This window comes from Megasphaera massiliensis, assembly GCF_036305205.1.
In the GTDB taxonomy this organism is placed as follows: Bacteria; Bacillota; Negativicutes; order Veillonellales; family Megasphaeraceae; genus Megasphaera; species Megasphaera massiliensis.
This window is the reverse complement of the sequence record NZ_JAXIXE010000014.1, coordinates 39351-51844: the sequence shown is the minus strand read 5'-3', so window position 1 is coordinate 51844 and position 12494 is coordinate 39351. Positions and strand designations below refer to the sequence as shown.

Here is a 12494-nt window from a genome sequence, read left to right as displayed (position 1 = left end):
TTATAATATTTGAAAACGTAAGGAGATGTTACTATGAATGCGAAAAAAACTGTTTTAATTGCCTGTGGCACCGGCATTGCCACTTCTACGGTTGTCAGCACGGTTGTACAGAAAATTGCCAATGAAAACGATTTGAACGTGGATATTATCCAGTGCAAGATGATGGAAGTTCCGGGCTATGCAGACCGGGCCGACCTCTTGATTACGACGACGGTCGTCGATAAGGATCAATATAAGTTCCCTGTCATCGGTGGTCGACCTTTCCTTACGGGAATCGGAAAAGACAAGGTAATTGCGGAAATTGTAGAAGTCCTCAAAGCATAATTTTATAGCGAAATACTTTTTGAAAAGAGAGATGGTGTTAAAACCGTCTCTCTTTTTTATTTTTCCAGGAAGGTATTACTGGTAAGAATTTTCCGCAATTCGATTTAGGAAATAAATCGGCCCATGAAGAATGAAAAATTTCCGCATGCGTGGAAGTAACTATAACTATGAGGGAAAGTTCTCACTTGGTATACTGTAGTCAGCTCAAGAGAAAGACACAAATACAGAACCATAAAAATTATCACATAAAGAAAAGAGGATGCATATGGATAGTACAATACAGCAGGAGCTCGTTCTCCTCAATGTAGAAGCCAAAGACAAATTTGATTTATTAGAACAGTTAGCATGTCATTTGCAAAAACTGGGGTATGTCAAGGATAGCTATAAAGACGCTGTCATTGCCCGGGAAAAAGTCTTTGCTACCGGCCTGCCGACTGTCGCAGGAGGGGTAGCGATTCCCCATACGGATGCCGAACACGTAAATGAACCGGCTATCTGTTTCGCGCGTTTAACGAAGCCCGTCGACTTTGTCATCATGGGTGACGATGAAGAAACGGTTTCCGTCGATCTCGTTGTCATGTTAGCTATGAAAGAGCCGCACGCACAAATCGATCTCCTGCAGAACCTCATGGGGGTTTTCCAAGATGAAGATGCGTTGACCTATCTGAAAACGCAAAATGATAAACAGAGCATCGTAAACTTCATAAAAGAACGTGTCTTTAACAACTCAGCAGAATAATAGTGTATAAGGAGGAACTTATCATGAATACGAAAAAAACAGTTTTAATTGCTTGTGGTACCGGTATTGCTACCTCTACGGTGGTCAACAGCGCCGTACAGAAAATTGCTAAGGAACACAACTTAGACATCAATATGATTCAGTGCAAAATGATGGAAGTACCCGGCTATGCCGATCGGGCTGATCTTTTGATCACGACGACCGTCGTCGATAAGGACCAGTATAAATTCCCCGTCATCGATGGCCGCCCCTTCCTTACGGGAATTGGAAAAGACAAAGCCATTGCAAAAATTATCGAAGAATTAAAAAGTTAATAGAGGTGTCTTATAAAGGAGGTTTCATAAAATGGAACAATTAACACCCATGGTACAAGCATTCTTAGCTCTTGGGCCTACCGTTATTTTACCAGTATTCATTTTCTTCATCGGCTTACTGTTCCGTGTTAAACCGGCAGAATCCTTCCGCTCCGGCCTGACTATCGGCGTTGGTTTTGTAGGAATCAACTTAGTTGTCGCCTTGTTAGTTGATAACTTGGGACCGGCAGCACAGGCTATGGTTGCCAACTTTGGCATCCAGCTGACGGCTATCGATGTCGGTTGGCCGGGATCGGCAAGTATTGCTTGGGCATCGCCGATCGCCGCTGCGATTCTCCCAATCGGTTTGTTAGTAAACTTCGTCATGCTCGTCACCAAGACGACGAAGACGATGGACGTCGATATTTGGAACTACGGGCACTTCACTTTCTGCGGTGCTTGCGTTTATGCCTTGTCGAACAGCTTCATCATGGCTATCCTTGCCGCTGTTCTCTTCGAAATCGCCATCTTGAAAATTGCTGACTGGACGGCACCGTATATGGAAACATACTTCGGCCTCGAAGGGATTTCCGTTCCGACCGGTTCGGCAGCTTCCTATGCCACCCTCGGCGTTCCGCTTATCTGGCTTATCCAGAAGATTCCTTTCATCAAAGACCTCAAAGCGGACCCGGCTTCTATTCAGAAACGCTTCGGTATCTTCGGCGAACCGATTTTCATGGGCTTGTTCTTAGGTATCATCATCGGTGCGCTTGCCGGCTATAATCCCGGTAAAATCATCCAGGTCGGCATGGCTATGGCCGGCGTCATGGTTCTCATGCCGCGTATGGTTAAGCTTCTTATGGAAGGCTTGATTCCCATCTCGGAAGGGGCTCGTGAATTTTTACAGAAACGCTTTGGCGAAGACTCGGAAAATGCTAAGATTTACATCGGTCTCGACGCAGCGGTTACGACCGGCCATCCTGCTGTTATCGCAACGGCCCTGATTCTCGTCCCGCTTACCTTGTTAATGGCGGTCATCCTTCCCGGAAACATCGTACTGCCCTTTGGCGACTTGGCGACCATTCCCTTCTTCGTTGCGATGATCGTAGCTGCAGCCCGCGGCAACATCATTCACTCCGTCATCGCCGGCGTCGTTGTTATCAGCATATCCTTACTCATTGCTTCGTTTATGGCTGAATTCCAGACGTCCATGGGCCTCATGGCACAGTTTAAGATGCCTGACGGCGCCGCTCTCATTTCTTCCATTGACCAGGCAGGTAACTTCGTCAACTTCATCATCTTCCAGATCTTTGCATTGTTTGCATAATTATATGCCCGTGCAGGGCGTAAAACCGCCCTGCATCTATTTTTTTGACTATTTTTAAGATATTTTCCACTAAAATTAGAATTTAAATTCATAAAAGTGTATTTTTATAGGAGGTAGTTATCATGAAAGCACTCGTTAAGATGCAAGAAGGCGCAGGTAATTGGGCTGTTATCGATAAACCGGAACCGAATCCCGGCGAAGGCCAGGTAAAAATTAAGGTAGAATATATCGGCATTTGCGGCAGTGATATTCACACGTATGAAGGTCACTACAACGTCAACGCCAAAGGCCTCACTATCGGTCACGAATTTGCCGGCGTCGTTGCAGAAGTAGGCCCCGGCGTGACCAACGTCAAGGTAGGCGACCGGGTTACCAGTGAAACGACCTTTGAAGTCTGCGGTACCTGCGAATATTGCCAGGCTGGCGAATACAACCTTTGTTCTCACCGCAAAGGCCTTGGGACACAGCAGGACGGTGCCATGGCACAGTATATCCTGGCCCGTGCCCAGAGCTGCCACATCCTGCCGGAAAATGTAACCACTCGTCAGGCCTCGATTACGGAAGCTGCCTGCTGCGCTTACCATGGCGTACATAAAGCCGATATAAAACCGGGAGATATCGTCCTCGTCCTGGGTCCCGGGCCGATCGGTCTCTTGACGGCACAAGTCGTCATGGCCCGCGGCGGCCGTGTCATCATGACCGGCCTTACTTCAGATATGGGCCGTTTGAAGATTGCCAAGGAAAAATTTGGCGTAGAATACATCGTCGATGTACAGAAAGATGACGTCAAAGCTCTTGTCAATGAACTGACCAACGGTTATGGCGCTGATGTCTGCTATGACTGCACCGGTGCCGTTCCCTCCATGCAGTCCGGCATGGATTTGCTCCGTAAGAAAGGGCAGTACGTACAGATTGGCTTATTTGCCAAAGACGAAGTACCCGTAGACTTCTCCAAGATCATTCAAAAAGAATTGGTCGTATACGGAAGCCGCAGCCAGAATACGCACGATTGGGAACCGACGCTGCAGCTCATGAGCGAAGGCAAAATCAACGCTGATAAGATGATTACCCATGAAGTAGGTATCGACGAATGGGATAAAGCCTATCAAATGCTGAAGAGCGGCGAAGCCACAAAAATCGTCATGCATCCGATTGGCTAATAGAAAAAAGTAGTCGTAGACACGCCGGTCTGGGCCGGCGTGTTATGACGTAATATCCCATTCAGGAGGTTTTCGTATGAACATAGATTGCAGTACCGTGAAAATGGAAACGGAAAAACGCGCTCGTCAGTTGCGCCGCAACATCGTGCGCATGCTGACCGAGGCCGGATCCGGTCATCCCGGCGGATCCCTTTCCATCATCGATATTTTGAACGTCCTCTATTTTGAAACGATGCATATCGATCCGGCACAGCCGAAAATGGCGGACCGCGACCGCTTCGTCCTCTCCAAGGGCCATGCAGCACCGGCGTTGTATGCAGCGCTCCAGGCACGCGGCTATTTTGCCGAAGAAGAGCTCTGGAAGCTTCGTAAGACCGGCGCCATGCTGCAGGGCCACCCGGATATGAAAAAGGTTCCTGGCGTCGACATGTCAACAGGATCGCTGGGGCAAGGCCTTTCAGCAGCTAACGGAATGGCACTGGCAGCAAAACTGGATAAGGCCCCATGGCAGGTCTATGTCATTGCCGGCGACGGTGAAATCCAGGAAGGTCAGATTTGGGAAGCTGCCATGAGCGCAGCCCATTATCATCTCGACAATGTCATGCTTTTCGTCGACTGCAACGGACTTCAGATCGATGGTACCAACGACGAAGTCATGACCGTCAATCCTGTCAGTGACAAATTTAAGGCCTTTGGCTGGAATGTCATCGAAATTAACGGTCATGATTACGAGGCAATCCGCGGAGCTATTGCTGCCGGCAAGAGCGTCAAGGATAAACCGACGGCTGTCATCAGCCACAGCGTCAAGGGCAAAGGCGTTTCGTTCATGGAAAATCAAGTGGGATGGCACGGCAAGGCTCCATCACCGGAACAGTGCGCCCAGGCTCTGAAAGAACTGGGAGAAGGAGGCGAAGCGTAATGGCTATGGCAACTCGGGCAGCCTATGGGAAGCTGCTGGAAACTGAATTATATAAAAATCCCCGCGTCGTCGTATTGGACGCGGACTTAGGGAATGCGACGAAATCAGCTTCGTTTAAGAAGGCAGCTCCAGAACGCTATTTCAATATGGGCATTTCTGAAGCGGATATGATGGGGACGGCAGCAGGACTAGCGACAGCCGGCAAGATTCCCATTGCCAGCACTTTTGCTATCTTTGCAACGGGCCGTGCCTTTGAACAGATCCGCAATTCTATTTGCTATCCTAAGTTAAATGTTAAGATTGCTGCAACCCATGCCGGCCTTACCGTCGGTGAAGACGGTGGCAGCCATCAGGCGATTGAAGACCTTTCACTCATGCGCAGCCTGCCCAATATGACTGTCATCAATCCGGCCGATGCGAAAGAAGCGCAGGAAGCCTTGAAAGCCGCTGTCGACTATGAAGGCCCTGTATACATTCGTCTCGGCCGTGCCGAAGTGCCTGATATCCACGATGATTCCTATCAATTCCAGTGGGGGAAAGGCGAAATTTTACGTGAAGGCAGTGACGTCGGCATCATCGCGACGGGCATCATGGCTGCTAAAGCGTTGGAAGCTGCAGATGCCTTGGAAGCCAAGGGAATCCATGCCCGGGTCATCAACATCCATACGCTGAAACCCTTGGATGAAGAACTCGTCATAGAAACGGCTAAGATGACAGGCCATATCGTTACCTGCGAAGAACACAGCGTCATCGGTGGACTGGGATCGGCTGTCAGTGAAGTATTAGTACGCCATTGCCCGGTCAAGCAGGACTTTATCGGCGTTGACGATTGCTTTGGCCAGTCCGGTAAACCGGCAGAATTATTAGAAAAATATGGCCTTACAGCAGCGGCCATCGTAAAAGCGGCTGAAACGAAATAAGTTCATACTACGTATGTGATTAGGAGGCAGATAGCGGTGAAACTCATCATTGGCAGCGACCATGGCGGTTTTGAATTAAAAAAATCAATTATAGAGTATTTAGATAAAGAAGGTATTGCCTATACCGATGCGGGTACCCACACGTCGGAACGGTGCGACTATCCTGTTATTGCAAAAAAAGTAGCCGAAGCCGTAGCCGCCGGTGAATACGACAGAGGTATCCTCCTTTGCGGAACGGGCATCGGCATCGGTATTGCAGCCAACAAGGTTCATGGAATCCGGGCGGCTCTTTGCCACGACATGTTTTCTGCAGAATACTGCCGGCGCCACAACGATGCCAACATTCTCACCATGGGCGGCCGTGTCATCGGTCCGGGATTGGCCATCGAAATCGTCCGTCTTTTCCTCACGACCGGCTTCGACGGCGGCCGTCATGCAGAACGGCTCAATATGGTTAAGGAAATGGATACGTAAAGGATCTGACGACAGTGATTAATAAAATTGGAGTATTGACAAGCGGCGGCGATTCTCCCAGCATGAATGCTGCCATCCGCAGCGTGACTCGGTATGCCATCTATAAGGGCCTGACGGTGGAAGGCATACAGCGTGGCTATGAAGGCTTGATCCACGGCGAAAGCTTGGCTTTGAATCGTCGCTCTGTAGGCGGTATCATCCATCGCGGCGGTACGCATTTACGGACGTCTCGTTCTGAAGAATTCATGACCCGAGAAGGGCGGCTGAAAGGCTATAACTGGCTCGTGCAGAATCACATCGATGCCCTTGTCGTCATTGGCGGCAACGGCTCCATGAAAGGTGCTGAAAAGCTGAGTGAAATGGGGCTGCCGACGGTTACGATTCCCGGCACTATCGATAACGATATGGCAGGAACGCAATATACCTTGGGCTATGATACGGCTGTCAACACCGTATTAGAGGCAGTGAACCGAATCCGGGATACGGCTGTTTCTCATGACCGCGTGGCCATCATCGAAGTCATGGGGCGCCATGCAGGCTTCATCGCCTTGGAATCGGGACTGTCCTGTGGGGCTGAAATCGTCTTGATACCGGAAAAGAAGATGTCCATGGAAGAAGTGTCCCACCATCTGGAAGCATCTCATAAGCAGTGGAAAAAGAACAGCATCATCATTACGGCGGAAGGCGCTGTGAGCGGAGCCGAGGTCCTTCAGTATATGAAGGCGCATCATCCGGAAATGAATCCCAGCCTGACCGTTTTGGGCTATCTCCAGCGCGGAGGCGCACCGAGTGCCCGCGATGCGAAGATGGCCAGCCTTTTTGGACAGAAGGCTGTAGAATATCTGCTGTCTGGCGGTACGGGGGCCGTCGTCGGTCTTATCCACGACAACATCGTTGCCACGCCTTATGAGGAAGCTGGCCAATTTCAGTTCGGTATCGATGAAAACGAATATGAATTGGTCCATGCACTGGGAATGTAATAGGAAGGTTTACTAAGAAGGGGCCCTTCTTTTAAGGCAAACCTCTCAAAGTAACGAACAAGAGGAGCCTTGTTGTATAGGTCTCCTCTTCTTTTTATGTACCCCTTGGAGGAGGTAATTTCGTATGATTACGTTAATGGGGAAAAGCGTCTTTCGCGGCATCACCATTGGACCGCTGGCACTTTTTCATCGAAACACGATATCTACAGCTGTCCATGAAATAGAAAGTGTTGAAGACGAAGTCAAACGCTTTCATGGAGCTAGAGAAAAGGCTGTGGAACAACTGCGCATGCTCTATGACAAGGCCGTTCAAAAGGTAGGCGAAGAGCAGGCTGCCGTCTTTGAAGTCCATCAAATGATGCTGGAAGATGACGACTATATCGAATCCATTGAAGGACTGATTCAGGATAAAAATATGAATGCCGAAGCTGCGGTAGAACAGACGGCCCGGTTGTTTGCCGAAATGTTCCGCTCTATGGAGGATGCCTACATGCAGGGCCGTGCGGCCGATGTCCTCGATATTTCCCGTCGCGTACAGATGGAATTGTGCGGCGGTCAGGGCGTCGATTTCAGTAAGTATGGTGAAGTCATTATTGCAGCCGATGACCTCGTACCGAGCGAAACGCTCCAGCTCGATACGGATAAGCTTATTGGCTTCGTCACCTCCGGCGGAAGCACGAGCTCGCATACGGCTATCCTGGCCCGTACACTGGGTATTGCTTCTGTCGTAGGCACGGGAACACAGCTTCATCAGGACGTAGACGGCATGTTGGCAATCATCGACGGGACTACGGGCATGGTTTATATCGATCCCGATGACGACACCCTGGAAAAGATGAAGGCGAAGAAGGCTGAAGAAGACGAACGGCATGCTAAATTAGAACAAGTACGGGGACTTGAATCGGTGACCCTTGATGGCAAAAAAATCAATGTCTTTGCCAATATCGGCAATACGGAAAACCTGCCGCAAGTGCTCCAAAATGATGCGGAAGGCATCGGGCTGTTCCGTAGCGAATTTCTCTATCTCGGCCGCAAGGATTATCCGACGGAAGAAGAACAATTCGAAGCCTACAAAAAGACAGCCCGGACCTTGGAGGGCAAAACGGTTGTCATCCGGACGCTCGATATTGGCGCTGATAAAAAGGTGGATTATTTTAACTTGGCGCCGGAAGAAAACCCGGCCATGGGCATGCGGGCCATCCGCATCTGCCTGACACGGCCTAATCTCTTTAAAACTCAGCTCCGAGCCCTCTGCCGGGCGTCCGCCTTCGGAAAAATTGCCATCATGTTCCCGATGATTATCTCGGTAGATGAAGTGAAGCGCTGTAAGGCCCTTTTACAAGACGTTCGGGCAGAACTGGATGAACAGGGACTACCCTATGATCGCCATATGGAAGTGGGCATCATGATTGAAACGCCGGCGGCAGCGGTCATGAGTGACGAGCTGGCAAAGGAAGTCGATTTCTTCAGCATCGGCTCCAATGACCTGACTCAGTACACACTGGCTATCGACCGTCAGCAGACGACACTCGATTCCTTCTTTGATGCCCATCATCCGGCGGTACTGCGTCTCATTGAACAGACCATTCAAAACGGCCATAAGGCTGGCATCTGGGTTGGTATCTGCGGTGAATTAGGGGCAGATCTTACCTTGACCGAACTGTTTCTTCGCATGGGGGTCGATGAGCTTTCTGTAAGTCCATCGGCTGTGCTGGGCCTGCGTGAAAAAATACGTTCCCTTGATTTGACAAAATAAATTGTCCATTGTACAGTAAGAAAGAGTCTGTACAACGTGAGATTACTCATTGTATACAGGCTCTTCGTAATTTCGATGCCCCAGGGTATCGTGGCTGAGGAGGATATATGGATAGACGAAAGCTATTTGTGTTTGACCTGGATGGAACTATGTTCGATACGGAAATTATTTCCTATCAGTGTTGGCGGGACGTATCGGCCCGTTACGGATTCCAAATGGGACGTGATGTATTTGATCTCATGTTGGGCCGTGACAACCTGCGCGTCCGCTCTACCTGTGAAAATGCCTTTGGGCCGACCTATCCCTATGACCGGGTGTGCAAGGAGAAGATAGAACTGCAGCTGGAGTACTACCACACCCATGATATTCCTATGAAACCGGGATTACTCCATATCTTGGAATACGCGAAAGAACAGGGCATCCTCTGTGCTGTTGCCTCGTCGTCACCGCTGAAACTCATTGAGTATCTGCTGAAAAAGACGGCTATTGATTCCTTCTTCACCGTCGTCCAAAGCGGAGAAGAAGCAGCCCATGGAAAACCGGAACCCGATATCTTTCTCATGGCTTGTGACAAGGCCGGCATTGCACCGGAAGATGCCCTGGTTCTGGAAGATTCAGAAAGCGGCATCCTGGCAGCTCATGCCGCAGGAATCCCGTCCGTATGGATCCCGGACCTTGTGACGATTCCCGAAGAGGTGCAGCAGTTGGCTTGGCAATGCTGCCAACGTTTGGATGAAGTACCGGCTCGGCTAGAACAAAACTATGGTAAGACGCATATGAACGGCTAAAAATGATGTGCCCAAAAAAGTTAGATATAACCACTGCAGCAAACAGGCTGCGGTGGTTTTTCTATGCAGAGGCATGGCTAAGTACGTAGGTTGCCGGACTGAATCTGCCGTGTGTTTCCTCGGGTGCTTACGTATCGGTTGAGCTGCATGAAGCTTAGCCTTAAAAGGGCATCTACTATAAAAATCCCCCTAAACTTTGGATTTTTTGTCCAATGTCAGGGGGATAATCTGTTGCTTAAAGGGACAGATTCAATGGTTTTCTTAACTGTGCAGATTTTTCCAAGCCTTCGGTACGGGGATGAGGAAGGCGAAGATGGAGCCTATGACGGCGGCAATCCAGAGGATTTGCAGGGCTGTCGTCAGGCCCCACTGGTCGGCACCCCAGCCGACAAGGGGTGAGACCAGTCCGCCGATGGTCGTCGTAAGGCCCAGGGTGACGCCGGAAGCAAAGCCGACGTTTTTCCCAAGGTAGGTCTGTCCTAAGACGACGATAGGGCTGTAGGCGGCAAAGAGGGAGAAGGCGACGGGCAGGAGCAGTAATGTCGCCGTGACGATATTGGTGCTGTTGACCAGGAAGAACATGGACGGAATCATGAGCAGCATGGCCCCGCGCAGAATGCGGATGAAGCCGAAGCGATCGGCCAGGATGCCGCCGAGGAAGGTGATGACGACGCCCATGGAGAAGAGGATTGATAAGGCGAGACTCCCTGTCGTCGGGGCAGCGTGGAGGACGTTGATCCAAAAGAGGGGAATGAAGGCGTTGCAGAGTGTAAAGCCGATGGAACGGACGAAGATGATGACCGACAGACGGCTGAAGGCACCCCATTCGTTTTCCTTGACTTCGCCGGGATGGGCTTTTTGTTCTGCTTTTTTGGATTCCTGTACGAGGGACAGGATGTGGGGCATACGGTTGTAGATGATGAGGGCCAGGATGGTGTTGACGATGCCGAAGATGACAAGACCGCGGATATCAAAGGCATAGGCACAGGCACCGGCGACGATCGGTCCTACGGCAAAGCCGGCATTGCCGCCGACGGAAAAGGATCCCAAGGCCTTGCCTTTTTGGTCGCCGGCGATGCTATTGACCATGCGGGCTGCTTCGGGATGATAGATGGAGGAGCCGAAGCCGCTGAACATGGAGAAGAGGAAGATGAGCCAGTAGTTCTGCGTAAAACCGAGAAGGGTCAGGCAAATCCCGCAGAGGATGGGACCTAAGGGGACGAACCAGGGTTTTGAAATCTTATCGGAATAATATCCAAAGATCGGCTGCGACACCGAGGATAAGAGCATATTGGCAAAGATGAGGGTCGCGCCGTCTTGGTAGCTGAGGTTACAGGTCGTGATGAAGTAGGGCAGGAGGGCCGGAATGGCGCCTTGTGCCCAGTCGACGGAAAAATGGCCCATCGTAAAGAGATAGACATAGGGGCTTTGTTTTTTCATGAAGGTCTTCCTTTCGTTTTTTTATCGTTATTATTATAACACAAGATTGTTTTCTTTTTTTTGGCGATATATAATAGAATATATTTATTGCTAAAGGAGTTGTGTGAGTATGGCATCAAAAGAAATGTACGCCCTCGGTTCTCAGGCTTCGGTCATCCGCGACCTCTTTGCCTATGGCCAGGAACAGGCAGCCGTCGTCGGCAAGGACAATGTCTTTGACTTCAGTATCGGAAATCCCACCGTTCCGGCTCCGTCCTGTGTCCGTGAAGCGATTGAAGATATTTTGCGCGAACGCGAATCGGCAGCTATTCACGGGTATACGGCGGCAGCCGGCGACGGTCCCGTCCGTCAGGGCTTGGCTGATTTTATGAATAAGACATATGGCGCCGATGTACGGGCCGACAATTTCTATATGACCTGCGGGGCTGCGGCTTCTTTAGTCATCAGTCTCAAAGCCATCGTCGAAGACCCTTCTGATGAAGTCATCTTGGTGGCTCCCTTTTTCCCGGAATACACGGTTTTCGTGCAGAATGCCGGGGCTAAATCGGTCATTTTGCCGCCTGATACGGAGCATTTTCAAATCTCTCTCGATGCCATGGAAAAGGCGATTACGCCGCACACGCGGGCGGTCATCATCAATTCGCCCAACAACCCGTCCGGCGTCGTCTATTCGGCCGAAACGTATGAAAAGTTGGCGGCTCTCCTCGAACGGAAATCGAAGGAAATCGGCCATCCCATTTATCTCATTTCCGATGAACCGTACCGGGAAATCATTTATGACGGCCTTCCCATTTTGTACGTACCGAAGTTTTACCGCGACACGATCATCTGCTATTCCTACAGTAAGTCCCTCAGCCTTCCCGGCGAACGTATCGGCTACATCCTCGTTCCCGACTGCGTCACCGGCGCTAAAGAGGTCTATACGGCGGTCTGCGGTGCCGGCCGCTTCATGGGCTTTGTCTGCGCACCCCATCTGTTCCAGGACGTCATCTTGAAATGTATGGGCCAAACGAGCGACGTCGACGTCTATGACCAAAACCGGAAGTTATTGTATAATGGTTTAAAAGAAATGGGTTATGACTGCGTCTATCCCAGCGGTGCCTTTTATCTCTTCGTCAAATCGCCGGAACCGGATGCCAAGGCCTTTTCCGATAAGGCCAAGAAACTGAACCTTCTCATCGTGCCGGCAGACAGCTTCGGCTGCCCGGGCTACGTCCGCATTTCTTACTGCGTCGATCCCGATATGATTCGGCGTTCCTTTGCGGCCTTTGAAAAGCTCATGGCCCAGTATCGCTGAAGACGGTCGGTTATCTAAAGGGAGAGGGCCGTTTGACTACATAGGATAAATAAAATGTAAAGGATTTGGAATAATTT

The 12494-nt window shown here is 50.2% G+C and carries 13 protein-coding genes; 12 read left to right on the top strand and 1 reads right to left on the bottom strand.

The genetic code is table 11. The features are described from left to right. Positions 1 to 33: 33 nt before the first annotated feature. From UCI88_RS02280 to UCI88_RS02230, 11 genes are all read left to right on the top strand, one after another. Positions 34 to 324, top strand: coding sequence for a PTS sugar transporter subunit IIB (locus UCI88_RS02280; RefSeq protein ID WP_044504378.1), 291 nt, complete (start codon positions 34 to 36; stop codon positions 322 to 324). Between the two features lie 265 nt (positions 325 to 589). After that, the gene (locus UCI88_RS02275; protein WP_065360198.1) at positions 590 to 1063 is read left to right on the top strand and encodes a PTS sugar transporter subunit IIA; all 474 of its coding nucleotides are present in this window, start codon (positions 590 to 592) and stop codon (positions 1061 to 1063) included. Between the two features lie 23 nt (positions 1064 to 1086). Further along, complete coding sequence (locus UCI88_RS02270) at positions 1087 to 1377, top strand: PTS sugar transporter subunit IIB (protein WP_044504376.1); 291 nt, start codon at positions 1087 to 1089, stop codon at positions 1375 to 1377. Positions 1378 to 1408: 31 nt separating this feature from the next. Continuing rightward, positions 1409 to 2683, top strand: a complete 1275-nt coding sequence (locus UCI88_RS02265; RefSeq protein ID WP_256179871.1) for a PTS galactitol transporter subunit IIC — start codon at positions 1409 to 1411, stop codon at positions 2681 to 2683. A gap of 122 nt (positions 2684 to 2805) precedes the next feature. Next, positions 2806 to 3843, top strand: coding sequence for a zinc-binding dehydrogenase (locus UCI88_RS02260; protein WP_044504374.1), 1038 nt, complete (start codon positions 2806 to 2808; stop codon positions 3841 to 3843). A 76-nt stretch (positions 3844 to 3919) separates the two neighbouring features. Then, on the top strand, positions 3920 to 4762 hold the full coding sequence (locus UCI88_RS02255; RefSeq protein WP_256179870.1) for a transketolase: 843 nt from the start codon (positions 3920 to 3922) through the stop codon (positions 4760 to 4762). Continuing rightward, positions 4762 to 5682, top strand: a complete 921-nt coding sequence (locus tag UCI88_RS02250; RefSeq protein WP_044504373.1) for a transketolase family protein — start codon at positions 4762 to 4764, stop codon at positions 5680 to 5682. Before UCI88_RS02255 ends, UCI88_RS02250 begins: the two co-directional genes overlap by 1 nt. A 36-nt stretch (positions 5683 to 5718) precedes the next feature. Then, positions 5719 to 6156, top strand: a complete 438-nt coding sequence (gene rpiB, locus UCI88_RS02245) for a ribose 5-phosphate isomerase B (protein WP_044504372.1) — start codon at positions 5719 to 5721, stop codon at positions 6154 to 6156. A gap of 17 nt (positions 6157 to 6173) precedes the next feature. After that, positions 6174 to 7136: an ATP-dependent 6-phosphofructokinase gene (locus UCI88_RS02240; RefSeq protein WP_256179885.1), complete on the top strand. Its 963-nt coding sequence runs from the start codon at positions 6174 to 6176 to the stop codon at positions 7134 to 7136. Positions 7137 to 7260: 124 nt separating this feature from the next. Continuing rightward, entirely contained in the window at positions 7261 to 8892 is a 1632-nt protein-coding gene (ptsP, locus tag UCI88_RS02235) for a phosphoenolpyruvate--protein phosphotransferase (RefSeq protein ID WP_044504370.1), read from the top strand. A gap of 107 nt (positions 8893 to 8999) precedes the next feature. Continuing rightward, entirely contained in the window at positions 9000 to 9680 is a 681-nt protein-coding gene (locus tag UCI88_RS02230; RefSeq protein ID WP_256179869.1) for an HAD family hydrolase, read from the top strand. Between the two features lie 261 nt (positions 9681 to 9941). On the opposite strand, the gene UCI88_RS02225 is transcribed toward UCI88_RS02230, so the two are convergent. Continuing rightward, positions 9942 to 11120: an MFS transporter gene (locus UCI88_RS02225; protein WP_256179868.1), complete on the bottom strand. Its 1179-nt coding sequence runs from the start codon at positions 11118 to 11120 to the stop codon at positions 9942 to 9944. Positions 11121 to 11229: 109 nt separating this feature from the next. Between UCI88_RS02225 and UCI88_RS02220 the strand changes: the two genes are divergently transcribed. Further along, positions 11230 to 12417, top strand: a complete 1188-nt coding sequence (locus UCI88_RS02220; RefSeq protein WP_256179867.1) for a pyridoxal phosphate-dependent aminotransferase — start codon at positions 11230 to 11232, stop codon at positions 12415 to 12417. Positions 12418 to 12494: the final 77 nt, after the last annotated feature.

What these genes read in the sequence shown, in the direction of transcription:
- UCI88_RS02220 (WP_256179867.1), top strand. Translation starts at nt 11,230, where the DNA reads ATGGCATCAAAAGAAATGTACGCCCTCGGTTCTCAGGCTTCGGTCATC.
- UCI88_RS02280 (WP_044504378.1), top strand. Translation starts at nt 34, where the DNA reads ATGAATGCGAAAAAAACTGTTTTAATTGCCTGTGGCACCGGCATTGCC.
- UCI88_RS02250 (WP_044504373.1), top strand. Translation starts at nt 4,762, where the DNA reads ATGGCTATGGCAACTCGGGCAGCCTATGGGAAGCTGCTGGAAACTGAA.
- UCI88_RS02260 (WP_044504374.1), top strand. Translation starts at nt 2,806, where the DNA reads ATGAAAGCACTCGTTAAGATGCAAGAAGGCGCAGGTAATTGGGCTGTT.
- UCI88_RS02255 (WP_256179870.1), top strand. Translation starts at nt 3,920, where the DNA reads ATGAACATAGATTGCAGTACCGTGAAAATGGAAACGGAAAAACGCGCT.
- UCI88_RS02230 (WP_256179869.1), top strand. Translation starts at nt 9,000, where the DNA reads ATGGATAGACGAAAGCTATTTGTGTTTGACCTGGATGGAACTATGTTC.
- UCI88_RS02275 (WP_065360198.1), top strand. Translation starts at nt 590, where the DNA reads ATGGATAGTACAATACAGCAGGAGCTCGTTCTCCTCAATGTAGAAGCC.
- ptsP (WP_044504370.1), top strand. Translation starts at nt 7,261, where the DNA reads ATGATTACGTTAATGGGGAAAAGCGTCTTTCGCGGCATCACCATTGGA.
- UCI88_RS02225 (WP_256179868.1), bottom strand. Translation starts at nt 11,120, where the DNA reads ATGAAAAAACAAAGCCCCTATGTCTATCTCTTTACGATGGGCCATTTT.
- UCI88_RS02265 (WP_256179871.1), top strand. Translation starts at nt 1,409, where the DNA reads ATGGAACAATTAACACCCATGGTACAAGCATTCTTAGCTCTTGGGCCT.
- UCI88_RS02270 (WP_044504376.1), top strand. Translation starts at nt 1,087, where the DNA reads ATGAATACGAAAAAAACAGTTTTAATTGCTTGTGGTACCGGTATTGCT.